The organism is Mesorhizobium sp. B2-6-1, assembly GCF_006440475.1.
Taxonomy (GTDB): Bacteria; Pseudomonadota; Alphaproteobacteria; order Rhizobiales; family Rhizobiaceae; genus Mesorhizobium.
This window is the reverse complement of record NZ_VFUH01000003.1, coordinates 20,140-36,300: the sequence shown is the minus strand read 5'-3', so window position 1 is coordinate 36,300 and position 16,161 is coordinate 20,140. Positions and strand designations below refer to the sequence as shown.

Sequence of the window (16,161 nt, the reverse complement as noted above, 5' to 3'; positions counted from 1 at the left end):
CAGGCGTGTCCGCGAAAGCTCCCTCGCAAGCGCGGGCACGCCTTACCGGCGCATTTTCCTAGTTCATATGCGCGAACCAGGGACGCACATACTCGTCGGGGAATTGCGGCATGTCGACCTTGTCGCTCATCGCCCAGGCGACCGGCTGCTGGTGCAGCGGCAGATAGAGGGCCTCATCATGCGTGATCTTGAAGGCCGCCTTCAGCATATCCACCCGCTTGGCCTCGTCCAGTTCGGTCGATGCCGAACGGGCCAATTCGTCGATCTTGGCGTTGGAAAGCCCGTTGGGGTTGCTGCCGCCATAATTGCCGTCATTGGTCGCCAGCAAGGCTTGCAGCACGCTGTAGCCATCCATCGGCGGTAGCGAGGCCCATCCGAGCATATAGATATCGAGATCGCCCTTATCCATTCGAGGGAAATAGGTCGTCTTGCTTTCGACGTGCACGTCGGCCTCGACGCCGATCTTGGCCCACATCGACGCGATTGCCAGGCAGATCTGTTCGTCGGCGATGTAGCGGTCGTTGGAACAGGCCAGTCCAACCTTGAAGCCGTCGGGATAGCCGGCTTCCGCCAGCATGGATTTCGCCTTCGCGACATCATAGTCCAGCGGTACGTCGATCGACTGATCGTAGCCGGTGACCTGTGGCGCGACCAGCGTGCCGGAGGTGCGCGACTTTCCGCGCATCAAACGCTTCTGGATCGTGTTCAGGTCGACCGCGTGCCAAAGCGCCTGGCGCACTTTCACGTTCAGCAGCGGATTGGGCTTGCCGGGCGCTGCATGAAGCTCCGGCCGGAAGCTGAAGCCGAGAAAGATCTCGCGCAGCGACGGGTTCTCGACAACCTTCAGGCCGGCGGTGTTGGCGACCCGGTCGATGTCCTGCAACGGAACCGGCGCGATCATGTCGAGTTCGCCCGAAAGCAGCGCCGCGACGCGCGTGGCGTTCGAAGCGATCGGGCGGAATTCCACCCCCGTCAGATTGTGCTGCGGCTTGTCCCACCATTCCTTGTTGACGGCGAAGACCGAGCGCGAGTCCGGCTCGTAGCTGACCAGCTTGAACGCGCCGGTGCCATTGGCATGATTGCTGGCGTAGGTGACGACCCCCGTCGAGGCATTGCCGGGCTTGAGGGCATTGTGCTCCTCCATCCATGGCTTGCTCATCATGTAGATGGCGACGAGATCGTTCAGGAGCAGCGGATAGGGTCCGCGCAGGATCAGGTCGACCGTGTAGTCGTCAACCTTCTCGACGCCGGTTACGGCGGAGAGGTTTTCTCGGTTGCGCGCGCCGGGATCGATCTGACGTTGGATGGTGGCGACGACATCATCGGCATTGAAGGGTTGACCTTCGTGGAACTTGACGCCCTGCCGCAGCTTGAAGCGCCAGCGCGTCGGCGAGACGATCTCCCAGGAGGTCGCAAGCGCAGGCTCGATAGCCATTTCCTTGTTGCGGCGCACCAGCCCGTCGAACACCATGTTCTGGACGCTCTGGGTAAAACTGTCGACCTGGGCATTCGGATCGTACGAAATGACGTCGCCGGCCGATGACCAGCGCAGTGTCTGTGCAAGCGAAGGCGCTGTCACCGACATCACCATCGCAAGTCCGGCGAGCAGGACCCTAACGCATTTTCTCATTCTCTTCTCCCATTTGTATACGAAGTTTCCGATATATTGGATACCATTTATCCCCATTGATATCGTACACACATTGTGCACAATATCAAGGCAGGCATGTTCGATTTCGTTTCTCATGTGCAAAACCGCTCAAGTGACCGTTCCGAAAAGGGATTCCGAATGACCCAGGCCTTGCTGATAGAAAACGGTGTCATCGTCACCATGGATGCGGGGCGCCGGATTTTCTCGAGGGGTCATGTCCTGGTGGAGGATGGCCGGATCGTCACCGCCGGCGACGGCGCGGCCCCCGCCACAGATCAGAAGGTGGCGCGCATCGATGCTTCGGGAATGGTTGTCATGCCGGGTCTCGTCGACACGCACGCGCATGCGGGTCACATGCTGACCAAAGGCCTGGGAGACGATTCCGAAGCCTGGATGACTATCGCGGGGCGTATCTATGCAGAGGCGTCGGATACGGAATTCTGGGCAGCCGAGGCCACATTGTCGGCCCTTGAGCGCATAAAATGCGGAACGACCACCGCTGCCCTGCTGTTTGGCGGCGGGCCGGACATCATGCGCACCGAGGCGCCGGGGGCAGCACGGGCACATCTTGCCGCCATCGCCGAAATGGGAGTGCGCGAGATACTCGCCGTCGGGCCGAACCGGCCGACCTCGTCCCATGTCTATCGGGACCACGCATACGTTCCGTCTGTCGAAATCACCATTTCGCCGGAAACCCAGTTGGCAGTGTGCGCGGAAATCATCGATGATTGGGCTGGTCGCGATGGCCGGGTGCGGATTGCGGTCTCTCTCCCGGTGTTCACTCGGCGCGAACTTGACGAACAAACGGTATACAATCTGTCCCGCAATGCTCGCGACCTTGCTCGCGCAAAAAACGTGCTGTTCATCCAGGATGGCCATCGCGACGGTTCCATCGCCGCCAATGCGGAACGGCTCGATCTGTTCGACGAGCATTCGCTGCTGGCGCACTGCATCGAACTGACCGAGGCAGACATCGCCGCGCTGAAACGCAGCCACGCCAAGGTGGCGCATAATCCAAGTGCTCTGATGTCGGTCTCGGGCCGTTGTCCGGCGACGGAACTGATGGAAAGGGGTGTCACCGTGTCGCTCGGCACCGACGCGGCGGCGCCCGATCGCTCTTTCGACATGTTCCGCAACATGTTCCAGGCGCACCGCTATCATGCCCGGCACTTCAGGAACGATGCGGTCCTGCCGCCGATGCAATTGCTGGAGATGGCGACCATCGAGGGCGCGCGTGCCCTGTCGATGGAGAACGAAATCGGCTCGCTGGACCCGGGCAAGCGCGCCGACATCATCCTGGTCAACATGCGCCAGCCGCATCTGTGGCCGCCGGCACACCCCGCGCAGCGGCTGGCACGCTTCGCCAACGGCGCGGATGTTGACACGACGATCGTCGACGGGCGTGTCCTCATGCGCGGACGCCGCCTCGTCGATCACGATGAAGACGCCATTCTGGATCGCGCCGAAGGAGCCTTCCATCTGATGATGAAACGCGCCGGGCTGGCATAGGCCGAGTTCCGGGGCGCAAACAGGGAGACCCAGATGACCGAAGACCTTCTCATTCGCAATGTCAGGCCCTTGGGCGGCGCTGTCACGGACCTCTACATTCGCGACGGTCGGTTCGCGCACGCAACCAGCGGGAAAGCGGCGCATGAAATCGACGGGCTTGGACAGGTTGCCCTGCCCGGCCTGGTCGAGGCGCACACGCATCTCGATAAGACGCTTGTCGGCATGGACTGGTTTCAGAACCGTGTGGGACCCACGCGCAACGACAGGATCCTGGCCGACAGGAAGGCCAAGCGGGAACTCGGCATCGATGCGCGCAGGCAATCGGCGCGTCAGATCGTGCAGACGCTGGCTTTCGGCGTGACGCATATCCGCAGCCATGTCGATGTGGATACGGAAATCGGCATTACCAACATCGAGGGTGTCGTTGCAACGCGCGAAGCCTTCAAGGGATTGGTCGACGTGCAGGTCGTCGCCTTCCCGCAAAGCGGCATGCTGGGACGCGAAGGCACGCAGGCGCTGATGGAGGACGCATTGAAGGCGGGGGCCGATATTGTCGGCGGCATCGACCCGGCAACGATCGAGCGGGATCCGGTTCGCCACCTGGACGCAATCTTCGCGCTCGCGGATCGATACGGCAAGCCGGTCGACATTCATCTGCACGAACCGGGAGAATTGGGCGCCTTCTGCCTTGAGCTGATCGTCGAACGGACCAAGGCGCTCTCCCTTCAGGGCCGCGTCATGGTGAGCCATGCCTATTGTCTCGGCATGCTGGACACGCATAGGCAGCACACGTTGATCGACGCGCTGGCGGCTGAAGACATCGCCGTCATGACGGTCGGCAGCCCATCCGCGCCGGCGGTTCCGCTGCGCATGATGCGCCAGTCCGGCCTCGTCGTGGCATCCGGTTCCGACGGCATCCAGGGCACCTGGGAGCCATGGGGCAATGGCGACATGCTGGAGCGGGCCAAATATCTTGCGCAGCGCAACGGCATGACCAACGATGCCGATCTGGAAGAGACGGCGCGCGTTTGCACCTTTGGCGGCGCGCAAGGTATCGGCCTGACGGATTATGGGCTTTCGCCCGGTTGCCACGGCGATGTCGTGCTGGTTTGCGCGCGGACCCTGGCGGAAGCCGTGGCCCTGACCCCACGGAAGCGCACGGTCATCCGCGGCGGCCGCGTGCTCGTGCGTGACGGTGCGCTGGCCGGAGATCTGCCCGATGTCGCATAGTCGTCGGACGAACCAGCGTGACGACGGACCTGTCCTGCTCACCGCGCGATGGGTTGTCGGCCACCGGGACGGGCGCCATGTCCTTCTGGAGAATGGCGAGGTCGTCCATGAGAACGGCAGGATCGTCTTCGTCGGCCATCGCTACGGCGGGCCTGTAAAGCGGCGGATCGATCATGGCAGGGCGCTGATCGGCCCGGGTTTCATCGATCTGGATGCGCTTTCGGACCTGGATACGGGCGTGCTCGGCCTCGATCATCAACCCGGCTGGAAGAAGGGCCGCGTCTGGCCGCGCGACTATGTGGAAGCCGGGCCGGTCGAAATGCTGGCGCGCGAGGAGCTGGCGTTTCAAAAACACTATGCCTTCGCGCAACTCATCCGCAACGGCATCACTACTGCATTGCCGATCGCATCGCTGTTTTATCGTGCATGGAACGAGACATCGGACGAATTCGCATCCGCCGCCGAAAGCGCCGCAGAGTTGGGCCTTCGCGTCTATCTCGGGCCTGCCTTTCGCGCCGGCCATTCCGTCATCGAGGTGGATGGCGGCATCGTCGTCGAGGTGGACGAAGAGCGCGGCGCGGAGGGTCTGGACGATGCCGTTGCCTTTTGCCTGGAGCACGAAGGACGCTTCGGCGGATTGGTGCGAACCATGCTTGCACCGGACCGTGTCGAGTTCTGGACCGCCGACCTGTTGCGCAGGACCGCCAATGCCGCGCGAGACCTCGGCGTGCCGGTCCGTCTGCATTGCTGCCAGTCTTCATTCGAGATCGAGACAGTGCGTCGCCGGTTCGGCACGACATCCGCCCGCTGGCTCCAGGACATCCGCTTTCTCAGCGAAAGAGCGTTGTTGCCGCATGGCACCCACGCCGACGGCGATGATCTCGAAATCATCGCCGGTTCGGGTGCCACATTGGTGCATTGCCCGCTGGTGATGGCGCGGCATGGCGCGGCGCTCGACAATTTCGCCCGCCTTCGCGGCCAGGGTCTGCGCATCGGCATGGGCACGGACACCTGGCCACCCGACATGGTGCAGAACATGCAGGTCGGCCTGATGCTCGGCCGCGTCATGGCGGGCAATCTGGAGACGCCGAAATCAGCCGATCTCTATGACGCGGCAACGATTGGCGGCGCCGACGCGCTCGGCCGGTCGGACCTGGGACGTTTGCAGGCGGGAGCAGCCGCCGACATCGTCGTGTTCGACCTGTCCGGCAACCATCTGGGACAGGTCCTCGATCCGATCGCCTGCCTGACGACGTCCGCAAGCGGACGCGATGTGCACACGGTCATCATTGACGGGCGCACCGTGATGAGCGCCCGAACCATTCCGGGTTTCGATCTCGATGCAGCCCACCAGCGCGCACAGGCCCAGTTCGAACGGCTTGTCCAGCGTTATCCGCAACGCACCTGGCGACATCCGACGGTCGCCGAGATTTTCCCTCCCAGCTATCGGATGTTCATGGCATGAGGGCTCCAGAAACGACACACAACGATTGGAATAAACCTTGATGGCACGCGAGCCGACGGCATTGGCCCTCGACGCCGGGCCGTTTGCATCTCTAAACTCCGGCTTTGCGGATGCTTTTCTTCTTGTGTGCTTGGATATGAATTTTCAGGATCGGTCATGACAATCAACATTCGCAATAAAAATCCGAAATCCGCCGTATCCAAGTCCGACGCGGTCTATCGCACGTTGAAGCGCGTCATACTCGACCAGGCGCTGACTGCGGGAACAAAGCTGCCTGAGGATTCGATCGGCGAGCGGCTGGGCGTCAGCCGCACCATTGTCAGGCAGGCGCTGGCAAGACTGAACGGCGAAGGCCTGGTCGAATTGCGCCCGCACAAGGGCGCCTGCGTCGCGCAGCCGAGCCTGGAGGAAGGCCACAATATATTCGAGGTGCGGCGGGCGCTTGAAGCGCTGGTGGTCGACACGCTGATCGGCAAGCTGACGCCGCAAAAGATCAAACAGCTCGAAGCTCATGTCGACGCGGAAGAGATGGCCAAAGCCAACAATGCCGCGTCGTCGATTCAGTTGGCCGGCGAATTTCATGTGCTGCTTGCCTCGCTGACCGGAAACGAACTGTTGCTGCGCTATGTCACGGAACTCGTTTCGCGTTCATCGCTCATCCTGTCGCTCTACGGGCGGCCGCATTCGTCCGACTGTGCCGTATCCGAGCATCACGAGATCATTGCCGCCCTGGCCGCGGCCGACCGGAACAAGGCTGCTGCCTTGATGGATCATCATATTGATGCAATCACCACACGTGCACTGCTGAAAGCGAAACCCGAAAATGACTTTCCGGACCTTCTTGCTGCCTATGCGCGGGAGGAAGGGCTATGATTTATTGGATGAATGCCGAAGAGACGAGGAGTGACCCGAAAATGATCAGGACGAAGGTGATGTCAGGTTAAATCCGCCTCCTTATGCGGTCGTGGCGACCAGCACTTCGGTCGGCTGGAACTTCAACACATCGATCAGTCCGATGTCGGAGATGCGCAATTCCGGGATGACGACAAGCGCCAGCAGAGAGTGCTGCATATAGGCATTATTGAGGGCGCATCCGCAGGCAAGCATCGCCGCGATCAGGCCATTGGCTTCTTCTGCCACGATTTCGGCGCGCTGGTCAGACATCAGTCCGGCGATCGGCAGCTTGACAAGCGCAAGTTCGCGTCCTTCGCTGAACAGCACGACGCCGCCGCCGACCTGTCCCAGCCGATTCGCCGCCAGCGCCATGTCGTCCTTGTCGGTACCCACCACGATCATGTGATGACTGTCATGGGCGACGGTGCTGGCGATGGCGCATGGTTTGTCGTAACCGAAGCCGGAAACAAACGCGTTGATGACCTTTCCCGTGCCGTGATGCCGTTCCACCAGCGCGATCTGGCAGACGTCACCGGTCCGATCCATCTGAACGATACCATTCAAGACGCCGAGCGAAGCCTCCAGGGCACGGGTCGGTGCCTGGTTCTCGAGCACGCCGATGACCCGCGCCATGACCTGGTTCGCACCCTCGGGCGCCACGATGTCGAAGTCCGCCGCTGAGAGCTTCTTGCCCAAGCGAACCGTGTTCTTGGTCGAGGCGGGATAGTCGTAGGGCGTGATGTCGGCGACGAGCTTGCCGTCGTTCGACACCACACAGCCGCGTGCGATGACGGTTTCGACCGGGAGTTCGGTGAGATCGGAGGTCAAAACCAGGTCGGCGCGCCGCCCGGGCGTTATCGAGCCAAGCTCACGCTCCATGCCGAAATGCTGAGCAGTATTCAGGGTGGCCATCTGAATCGCGGTGATCGGCTTTAATCCCTGGGCGATGGCATGGCGCACAACGCGGTTCATATGGCCGTCATTGACTAGTGTGCCGGAATGGCTGTCGTCGGTACACAGCACGAAATTGCGCGAGTCCAGGCTGAGCTCGGTCAGCGCCTTGATCTGCGCGGCGACGTCGTACCAGGCGGAGCCAAGCCGTAACATGGCGCGCATGCCCTGGCGCACCCGCGCAACGCAGTCCGCCAGGCTGGTGCCTTCGTGATCGTCGGACGGACCGGCGGCGACATAGGCATGGAAGGGCAGACCGAGATCCTTCGAGGCATAGTGGCCGCCCACCGTCTTGCCTGCCGCCTGAGTGGCAGCGATCTCGGCCAGCATGTCGCCATTTCCGGCGACCACCCCAGGAAAGTTCATCATCTCGCCGAGGCCGACGATGTTCGGCCACGACATCGCCTCACGCACGTCGGCGGGACCGAGGCTGGCACCCGCGTTCTCGAGGCCCGGAGCGCTCGGCACGCAGCTCGGCATTTGCACGAACACATTGATCGGCAGTCCGGCAGCCTCGTCGTGCATCAGCTTGACGCCCGGCATGCCCAGGACGTTGGCGATCTCGTGCGGGTCGATGAACATCGAGGTGGTGCCATGCGGGATGACCGCACGCGCGAACTCGGTAACGGTGACCATGCCGCTCTCGACATGCATATGCGCATCGCACAGCCCCGGCAGCGCGTAGCGGCCCTCTCCGTCGATAATCTGCGTCTCGGGGCCCACGGCATGGTCGGCATTCGGGCCGATGAAGGCGAAGCGGCCGACCGCGATGGCAATGTCCGTCGCGGGGATGATCTCGCACGAATGGACATTCACCCAGCGCACGTTCCGGACCACCATGTCGGCCGGCGTGCGTCCCATGGCGACATCAACCAACTGCGGCGCGCATTCGAACCAGCTCTTGATCATCTGTTGTTTTCTCCCCCAGCGCGCGCGCCCGCAAAGGGCCGCACGACCTCGACGCAATATCTTGGCGAACTGTAAGCGGCGCGCTGGCGGTAATAGTCCAGGCAGAAATCAAGGAAGGCGGCGAACTTACGCGACACATACCGGCGTCGCATGTAGAGCAGATTGATTGGAACCAGTGGCGAGCGCCATTGCGGGAGCACCGGCACCAGATCGCCGTTCTTGCACTCGATCTCGGTGAAGAAGGCTGGCAGATAGACGATGCCCTCGCCGGCTACGGCGAAGTATTTCAGCATCCAGTAGTCGTTCGCCATGCACTGCGCGGTCGGCATGAAGTCGACCGTTTCCGCGCCGCGCTCGAGATGCCAGGATTGCACGCCGCTCGGGCGGCGGAAGGCGACGGCCCCATGGCCCGCCAAGTCTGCGGGCGTCGACGGTTCCCCGAATTGCTCAATGTAGCGCGGGCTGGCGTAGAGACAGAAGGAAGCCTCCCCGAGCTTGCGAGCGATGTAGTCTGAGTTCGCCGGCTCGCCCCAATGGAATATGCCGTCGAAAGGCTGGTGCTTTTCGGGCGCCAGGAAATATCCGAGCGAAAGGAAGATCACGTCGACATTCACCTGCGGATACTGTTGGCGGAAGGCGAACAGCAGTTCCGAGGTGAAGGAAGTGCCGAACTCGCCGGTCGAGCCGATCGTCAGCGTGCCGGCGATATCGTGGCCCGCCTCGGCGATCGCCGCTTTGGCTCCTTCGCAACTTTCCTTGATGCGTTGCGCATGGTCGAGGAACTCGGCCCCGGCATCGCTCAAATGCAGTTCCCGACCGTCGCGCACAAACAGTGCGACACCGAGCGAATCCTCCAACGCGCGCACTTTGTGACTGAGGCTGGACTTGGGCAGTCCATACAGTTTCGCGGCGTGCGAGAGCGACTGCGCCTCCGCCACTTTGATAAAATAATCGATCGCTTCAAAATCCATCGATCGTCCAAGAATTTGAACGGTGCGTCCAGAACTAGCCAGAAACTGCCATTTGCATGGACGACCCTAATACGACAGGATCAGAGCGCGCAAGGTGGGATTTTTGGCGCAGACAAGCTTGGTCCCAAGCCCGAGCGAGGCCACACGAGCGGAGATGAATTTGTCCGACATACGCGAATTCATCCGTGCTGGTCGCGCCGAGCATAAATCGACTCTCATCGTCACCGGCGGCACACTAGTCAACGTCGCTTCGGGCGAGATCTATCCGGCCGACGTCGCCGCCTACAAGGATCGCATCGTCGCTGTCGGAGACGTCTCGGAGTACCGCGGCCCCGAGACCGAGATGATCGATGCTACTGGTTATTTCCTCTGCCCTGGCCTGATAGACGGCCACCTCCACGTTGAATGTTCCAAGATGTCGGTAACTAGCTTCGCCAAGGCGGTGGTGCCGCTCGGCACCACTTCGATTGTGTCGGGCCTCGACCAGATCCTCGTGGTGTCCGGCCTGGAAGGCGCCCGCGAATTCCTCGACGAGGCCAAGGCAACCCCTCTCAAGATCTTCTGGGGCGCACCATGCAAGACGCCCTACACACTGCCTCGCTCCAACGTCGGCTATTATTTCGGACCGGACGATCACCGCGCCACCCATTCCTGGCCGGAATGCGTCGGCATATGGGAGACGGTGCGCGAGTTCGTCGACACGATGGATGAGCACGTTCTGCAGGCGGTCGAGATCGCCGAAAAGAGCCGTCTGCCGATCCTCGGCTGCTCGCCGATGTGTCGCGGCAATCGATTGAACAGCTACCTGCAGGCCGGAGTGCGCTCCGACCACGAGAGCTACACGGCGGACGAGATGCTGGAGAAGCTGCGCAAAGGCATGCATGTCGTCATTCGCGAATCTTCGATCTCCCATTTTCTCGAAGAGAACCTGCGGATGGTCACCGAGATGGGAATAGCCGCGACGAGCCGGGTCAGCTTCTGCACCGATGACGTGGTCGCCTCGGATATCCTGGCCCGCGGCCACCTCGACAACATGATCCGCATGGCGGTCGCGATGGGAGTTCCGCCGCTCACCGCCATCCAGATGGCGACCATCAACGGCGCCGAGGCGCTGCGCATCGGCCAGAAGGTCGGCTCGATCTCGCCCGGGCTCGCCGCCGATATCCTGCTGGTCAAGGATATCGCGGATTTCCATGTCTCAGGTGTCATCGCGAAGGGCAAGCTGGCCGCCCGCGACGGCAAGCTCGTGGACGATCTTGCGCCGCCTGCCCGCAGCGCCGTTGTCACCAACACATTCAAGGTAGCGCCGGTTTCACAGAAAGACCTATTGGTGCGCGCGCCCGGAGCGGGCGACAAGGCGGCCGTGCTGGCGATCGCCGTTACGCCCGAGAGAATATTCGTACGCACGCGACGTGATGTCGTGCTCCCGGTCCGCGACGGCTATATAGACGCGGATCCATCACAGGACGTGCAGTATCTCACCGTCGTCGAACGCTACGGCCGCACTTCCCATCGGCCGGTCGCGTTCGCTTCAGGCTTCGGACTGCGCTCCGGCGCACTCGCCACTTCGACGGCGCCTGATGATAACAACATCGTTTGTGTGGGCACCAATCCCCACGACATGTCGTTGGCAATCAACCACATTATCGAGAACAATGGCGGCCAGGCGGTGGCGGACGGCGGTCGGATCGTGTCATTCCTGCCCCTGCCGATCGGCGGAATCGTATCGGACATTGATCCTCCAGAGATGGCGAAGAAAGAGCAGGAGCTCGACGCGGCCGCGCGCGCGCTCGGCTGTAGGCTGCCATGGCCTTTCATGTACATGTTCGTGCTGCAGATCACCGCGATACCCGATTTCGCGATAACCGATCTCGGCCTGATCGATTGCATAAACCTGACGGTGGTCGATCCGTTAAGCCGGCTTCATGACTGGGAACGCTAGAAAAGGGAGGGAACCATGCTGAAAAACCTTGTTGTCGCTGTTTCGCTCGTGGCCGCGACGTGGCTGTGGGGCGGCCGCGTACAAGCCGAAGAGCCGACCAAGCTCAGGATCGCCGGTATTCTTTCGGCGGGCAAGGAAGCACCGTGGGAATCATCCTTCGTGAGTTCCATGGACCGGATCATCGCCGCCAAGCCCCACGGCCTCGACATCGAGGTCAATTATACCGAGAACGTTTACGACAATGCCGAGCAGGTGTTCCGCACCTATGCTGAGACCGGTGACTACGACATCTTGTTCGGCGACACCGCCTATGCAGATGCGATCGAGAAGCTGAAGGACGAATTCCCCGATACGATGTTCGTCATGAGCGGTTCGGGCAATCGCGGACTCGGCGGCAATGCCTATTGGATATTCGTCCACGCGCACGAGCCTGCCTACGTGATGGGGCAACTGGCCGGCAAACTCACGAAGTCGAATGTCATCGGCGCCATCTCCACCTTCCCGGCCGAAGATACCAACGATCAGATCAATGCTTTCTTCACCGGCGCCAAGGAAGCGAACCCAAAGGTGAAACAGAAGATCACCTTCATCCAGTCCTGGTTCGATCCGGCTAAATCGAACGAGGCGACCTCGGCGCAGATCGCCGCCGGCGCGGACATGATCTACCAGATGTCGGGCGCCTTCGAGGTTTGTGAGGAGCGCGGCATAGGCTGCTTCGGCAATTATGTGGACATGTCGAAAGTGGCGCCGAAGTCGATCGTCGCCTCCACCATCGTCAAATGGGATCCGCACATTAATTGGATCATCGATGAATGGTGGAAGGCAAAGACCATGAACGCCAAATTCGACGCGCCGAAGGAACCAAGGTGGTTCAGCTGGCAGCAGGGTTCGGGCGACCTCATCCTCAATCCTGCTTGGGAAGCCAAAATGCCCGATGACGTAAAGGCGCTTGCGGCTGAAACGGCCAAGGCCATCCAGAGCGGCGAGAAGAAAATCGAGCTCAATGTGAACGAGCCGAAATCGGACTGACGCCGGAGGTGGTGCCAAGCCGGGCCGATCCGAGATGAGCAAGATACCGCGCCTGTCGGTTCGGCACCTGACGAAACGTTTCGCTGCGCTTGCCGCCAATGACGACGTCTCGCTCGACGTCATGCCCGGAGAATTGCATTGCTTGTTGGGGGAGAATGGCGCAGGCAAGTCGACACTGTCGTCCTGCCTTTATGGGCTCTACCAGCCAGACGCCGGCGAAATTCGGGTGGACGGCAAGACCGTCCAGCTAGGCTCGCCGGGCGAAGCCATCCGCGCCGGCATCGGCATGGTGCACCAGCATTTCGTCTTAGTGCCCAGCTTCACTGTGCTGGAGAATGTGGCGGTAGGCACGGGCTCCGGCTGGCGGCTCGGCCGGGCTGAGGCTCTGTCCAGGATCGAGACGATCTGCTCCACCTACGGCATCTCGCTCAACCCACACCGGCACGTCGGCGACCTTTCCGTCGGCGAACAGCAATGGGTCGAGATTGTCAAGGCGCTCTACACTGGCGCCAGACTGCTTATCCTCGACGAACCGACGGCGGTGCTGACGCCCGAGGAATCGCGCCGCCTGTTTGCGATCGTGCGGCGGCTCACCAGTGAAGATCTGTCGGTCGTGCTGATCAGCCATAAGATGTCGGAAGTGATGCAATCCGACCGGGTCAGCGTGCTTCGCAAGGGCAGACTGGTCGGAACGGTCGTAACCTCGAACGTCAGCCGCGACCAACTCACCACCATGATGGTCGGCCGCTCCGTTGCGGCGCCGGCGCGCGCCGCAGATGCGAAAGCGACCGGCGAGACGGTGCTTTCGGTGCGTGGGCTCACGCACCTGCGCGATGGAAGGCCCGTGCTGGACAACGCATCGCTCGACATCGCAGCCGGCGAGATCGTCGGCATCGCCGGCGTTTCCGGGAATGGCCAAGATGAGCTGTTCGAGTGCCTCGCAGGCCTCGCCGCGCCCGACGGCGGCACGGTCTTGCTCGATGGCGAAACTCTGCAGGCGTACTCACCGGCGACGATTGCTGCGAAAGGCATTGGCTACGTGCCCAGCGACCGCTTCCGCGACGGGCTCGTTGCCGATCTCGATATCGGCGAGAATCTTGTACTCGGCCAACAATGGCAAACGCGCTGGCGCAATGGGCCATTTATCGACACCGCGGCGCTCGACGCAAATGCACGCATGGTCATCGCTGCCTATTCGATTGCCGCAACCGGGCCGTCGTCACCCTCTCGCAAATTGTCTGGCGGCAACGCGCAGAAGGTCATCCTCGCCCGCGAGTTCGCCAAAGCGAAGCGGCTTCTGCTGTGCAACCAGCCGACGCGCGGACTCGATGTCGGCGCCATCGAATTCGTTTACCGACAACTCCTGCACAAGCGCGACGAAGGCTGCGCCATCCTGCTTGCGAGCGAGGAACTGGAGGATCTTTTCGCTCTCAGCCGTCGTATATGTGTGATGTTTCGCGGCCGCATCCTTGCGGTGCTCGATACGGAAAAAACCACCTATGACGAAATCGGCAGCCTGATGGCCGGCCATGGGAGCGAGGCTGCGGCGTGACCGGTTTCAATCTCGTGGAGTGGCGCCTCGAGCGCCGGCTGGAACCGCGGCCGACCGCGCGCATTGTTGCACTTGCTTTGGCGGCGATCGCGGCGGTTTTGGTTTGCAGTCTGCTTTTCGCCGCCGCGGGCGCCAGCCCGGGTGCCGCCTTCACGGCTCTCCTGAAAGGCAGCTTTGGCTCGTTGCGCGCCGCCGGCGAAACGCTGGTCAAGGCAACGCCCCTGATCTTCACCGGTCTTGCCGCCTGTGTCGCCTTCCGCGCGCGTATCTGGAACATTGGCGCCGAAGGCCAGGTTTTTGCCGGCGCCATGTTCGCTTATTGGGCGCAGCACAATCTCACCGGATTTTCGCCTTTCATCCAAATTCCTGTGGTTATAATCGGTGGCATTGTCGGCGGCGCACTCTATGCCGGCCTTGCGGGCGTGCTGAAGACCCGCTTCTCGGTCGATGAGGTGATCTCGACCGTCATGCTCAACTACATCATCGTCTATGTCCTTTCGCTGCTGCTGCTGCGCGGCCCATGGAGCGAGGCGGGCGCCTTCTTCGAACAGACGCCGAAGGTCGATCCGGGCTCGGTGCTTCCGTTGCTGTTTTCCGGTTCACGCCTGCATTCCGGCTTCCTGCTGGCGATTGTGGCGGCTGGCTTGGTTCACATGCTGTTGACGCGCACACCGCTGGGCTATGAGATCAAGGCTGCCGGGTCCAACATGCGCGCGCTCGATGTACAGGGCACCAATACTCGAAGGCTGGTCATAGTTGTGCTTCTGGTTTCCGGCGCGCTTGCGGGGCTCGCGGGGATCACGGAAGTCTACGGCGTCCATTACCGCCTGAAGGCAGGCGTAATAGCAGGTTACGGCTACAGCGGCATCATCGTGGCCATCCTCGGCCAATTGCATCCGCTTGGCGTCGTCGTTGCCTCGGTGCTGTTCGGAGCGTTGCTCAACGGCGCTACGCTCATGCAGATCAAGACCGGCGTGCCCTCGGCGCTGATATACGCCATCCAGGCGATCCTGCTTTTGTTCTTCCTAGCTGGCTGGGCAGCGTGCAATTTCCGCCTGCGGAGGGTCGGCCGTGCTTGACGCACTCTTTCAAACCTCAATCCTGGTCAGTGTGGCGGCGGCCACCATCCGCATCAGCACCCCGCTCCTGCTCGCCGCACTTGGCGAACTTATCGCCGAGCGCAGCGGCGTCTACAATATGGGTCTTGAGGGCATGATGCTGATGGGAGCCTTCACCGGCTATCTCGCCGCCTATGAAAGCGGGTCGTTATGGCTGGGCGTCCTCGCTGCCGGATTTACCGGCGCGCTGATGGCTCTCGTCTTTGCCGTGCTGGTGATCACGCTGAAAGTAGAGCAGATCGTCACCGGTCTTGCCGTCAACCTGCTCGGCGCCGGCCTTTCCACATACTGGTTGCGTTCCGCTTTCGCTGGCGACGGCAAGACGCCGACCATCCCTTTCTTCGCCGATGTGCCGGTGCCAGGGCTGAGCGATGTTCCCGTGCTGGGCCCCATCCTGTTTGACCAGCGGGTGCTGACCTACATAGCCTTTCTGATGGTGCCGGCGGTATGGCTCTTCCTGTTCCGGACGCGTTATGGACTGATCGTGCGCTGCGCCGGCGACAATCCCAAGGCCCTCGATGTTAAGGGGGTAAAGGTCGCGCCGGTGCAATATGCCGCCGTGCTCTTCGGCGGCCTGATGGCGGGCGTTGCCGGCGCGTTTCTCTCCGTCGGCCAGGCGGCGCGTTTCGTGCCGGACATGACCAACGGGCGCGGCTGGCTGGCCATCATCATCGTCATCGCCGGCCTATGGCGCCCCTACCCGATTTTCGTGGCGGCTCTGGTGTTCTCCTTCCTCGACGCGCTGCAATTGCAAATCCAGGGCGTCGGTATCGCCATTCCCTACCAATATATGTTGATGATGCCTTATGTTGCGGCGATCGTTGCGTTGATGATCCGTCGCTCGCGGACCAGCGCACCGGCTATGCTGGGCGTGCCGTACAGGCGGGAATAGGGTGGTCGGTTTTCATTCTGCTGCTGTAAGGCTGCCTGTACGTAGCTG

12 protein-coding genes are annotated in these 16,161 nt (G+C 61.7%); 9 read left to right on the top strand and 3 right to left on the bottom strand.

Translation table 11 applies throughout. From position 1 onward, the window contains the following. Nucleotides 1-58: 58 nt before the first annotated feature. On the bottom strand, nucleotides 59-1,630 hold the full coding sequence (locus FJ443_RS07900) for an ABC transporter substrate-binding protein (RefSeq protein ID WP_140581946.1): 1,572 nt from the start codon (nucleotides 1,628-1,630) through the stop codon (nucleotides 59-61). Between the two features lie 159 nt (nucleotides 1,631-1,789). Here FJ443_RS07900 and FJ443_RS07895 point away from each other — a divergent pair, with 159 nt between their 5' ends. The 4 genes from FJ443_RS07895 (at nucleotide 1,790) to FJ443_RS07880 (ending at nucleotide 6,728) form a co-directional block, all read left to right on the top strand. Continuing rightward, complete coding sequence (locus FJ443_RS07895) at nucleotides 1,790-3,160, top strand: amidohydrolase family protein (protein WP_140581949.1); 1,371 nt, start codon at nucleotides 1,790-1,792, stop codon at nucleotides 3,158-3,160. Nucleotides 3,161-3,193: 33 nt separating this feature from the next. Further along, on the top strand, nucleotides 3,194-4,390 hold the full coding sequence (locus FJ443_RS07890) for an amidohydrolase (RefSeq protein ID WP_140500712.1): 1,197 nt from the start codon (nucleotides 3,194-3,196) through the stop codon (nucleotides 4,388-4,390). Next, complete coding sequence (locus FJ443_RS07885; RefSeq protein WP_140581951.1) at nucleotides 4,380-5,855, top strand: amidohydrolase family protein; 1,476 nt, start codon at nucleotides 4,380-4,382, stop codon at nucleotides 5,853-5,855. Before FJ443_RS07890 ends, FJ443_RS07885 begins: the two co-directional genes overlap by 11 nt. A gap of 156 nt (nucleotides 5,856-6,011) precedes the next feature. Beyond that, nucleotides 6,012-6,728: a GntR family transcriptional regulator gene (locus FJ443_RS07880; RefSeq protein ID WP_140500714.1), complete on the top strand. Its 717-nt coding sequence runs from the start codon at nucleotides 6,012-6,014 to the stop codon at nucleotides 6,726-6,728. Between the two features lie 81 nt (nucleotides 6,729-6,809). Here FJ443_RS07880 and ade read toward each other — a convergent pair whose 3' ends face one another. Continuing rightward, on the bottom strand, nucleotides 6,810-8,609 hold the full coding sequence (gene ade / locus FJ443_RS07875) for an adenine deaminase (protein ID WP_140581954.1): 1,800 nt from the start codon (nucleotides 8,607-8,609) through the stop codon (nucleotides 6,810-6,812). Further along, nucleotides 8,606-9,580: a LysR family transcriptional regulator gene (locus FJ443_RS07870; RefSeq protein ID WP_140500716.1), complete on the bottom strand. Its 975-nt coding sequence runs from the start codon at nucleotides 9,578-9,580 to the stop codon at nucleotides 8,606-8,608. The genes ade and FJ443_RS07870 overlap by 4 nt, the downstream gene beginning before the upstream one ends. A gap of 160 nt (nucleotides 9,581-9,740) precedes the next feature. Here FJ443_RS07870 and FJ443_RS07865 point away from each other — a divergent pair, with 160 nt between their 5' ends. Genes FJ443_RS07865 through FJ443_RS07845 form a run of 5 tightly spaced genes read left to right on the top strand, consistent with a single transcriptional unit; the run spans nucleotide 9,741 to nucleotide 16,113 of the window. Further along, nucleotides 9,741-11,522, top strand: coding sequence for an adenine deaminase (locus tag FJ443_RS07865; protein ID WP_140663417.1), 1,782 nt, complete (start codon nucleotides 9,741-9,743; stop codon nucleotides 11,520-11,522). A 15-nt stretch (nucleotides 11,523-11,537) separates the two neighbouring features. After that, the gene (locus FJ443_RS07860) at nucleotides 11,538-12,551 is read left to right on the top strand and encodes a BMP family protein (protein ID WP_140560696.1); all 1,014 of its coding nucleotides are present in this window, start codon (nucleotides 11,538-11,540) and stop codon (nucleotides 12,549-12,551) included. A 34-nt stretch (nucleotides 12,552-12,585) separates the two neighbouring features. Continuing rightward, nucleotides 12,586-14,103: an ABC transporter ATP-binding protein gene (locus tag FJ443_RS07855; RefSeq protein ID WP_140663415.1), complete on the top strand. Its 1,518-nt coding sequence runs from the start codon at nucleotides 12,586-12,588 to the stop codon at nucleotides 14,101-14,103. Beyond that, nucleotides 14,100-15,182 carry an ABC transporter permease gene (locus tag FJ443_RS07850; protein ID WP_224681965.1) on the top strand — a complete coding sequence of 361 codons (1,083 nt, stop codon included), beginning with the start codon at nucleotides 14,100-14,102 and terminating at the stop codon, nucleotides 15,180-15,182. Before FJ443_RS07855 ends, FJ443_RS07850 begins: the two co-directional genes overlap by 4 nt. Beyond that, the gene (locus FJ443_RS07845; RefSeq protein WP_140500720.1) at nucleotides 15,175-16,113 is read left to right on the top strand and encodes an ABC transporter permease; all 939 of its coding nucleotides are present in this window, start codon (nucleotides 15,175-15,177) and stop codon (nucleotides 16,111-16,113) included. Before FJ443_RS07850 ends, FJ443_RS07845 begins: the two co-directional genes overlap by 8 nt. The last annotated feature ends 48 nt before the right edge of the window (nucleotides 16,114-16,161 follow it).

Coding starts and splice junctions, on each gene's coding strand:
- FJ443_RS07860 (WP_140560696.1), top strand. CDS start 11,538: ATGCTGAAAAACCTTGTTGTCGCTGTTTCGCTCGTGGCCGCGACGTGG.
- FJ443_RS07885 (WP_140581951.1), top strand. CDS start 4,380: ATGTCGCATAGTCGTCGGACGAACCAGCGTGACGACGGACCTGTCCTG.
- FJ443_RS07900 (WP_140581946.1), bottom strand. CDS start 1,630: ATGAGAAAATGCGTTAGGGTCCTGCTCGCCGGACTTGCGATGGTGATG.
- FJ443_RS07855 (WP_140663415.1), top strand. CDS start 12,586: ATGAGCAAGATACCGCGCCTGTCGGTTCGGCACCTGACGAAACGTTTC.
- FJ443_RS07895 (WP_140581949.1), top strand. CDS start 1,790: ATGACCCAGGCCTTGCTGATAGAAAACGGTGTCATCGTCACCATGGAT.
- ade (WP_140581954.1), bottom strand. CDS start 8,609: ATGATCAAGAGCTGGTTCGAATGCGCGCCGCAGTTGGTTGATGTCGCC.
- FJ443_RS07890 (WP_140500712.1), top strand. CDS start 3,194: ATGACCGAAGACCTTCTCATTCGCAATGTCAGGCCCTTGGGCGGCGCT.
- FJ443_RS07880 (WP_140500714.1), top strand. CDS start 6,012: ATGACAATCAACATTCGCAATAAAAATCCGAAATCCGCCGTATCCAAG.
- FJ443_RS07870 (WP_140500716.1), bottom strand. CDS start 9,580: ATGGATTTTGAAGCGATCGATTATTTTATCAAAGTGGCGGAGGCGCAG.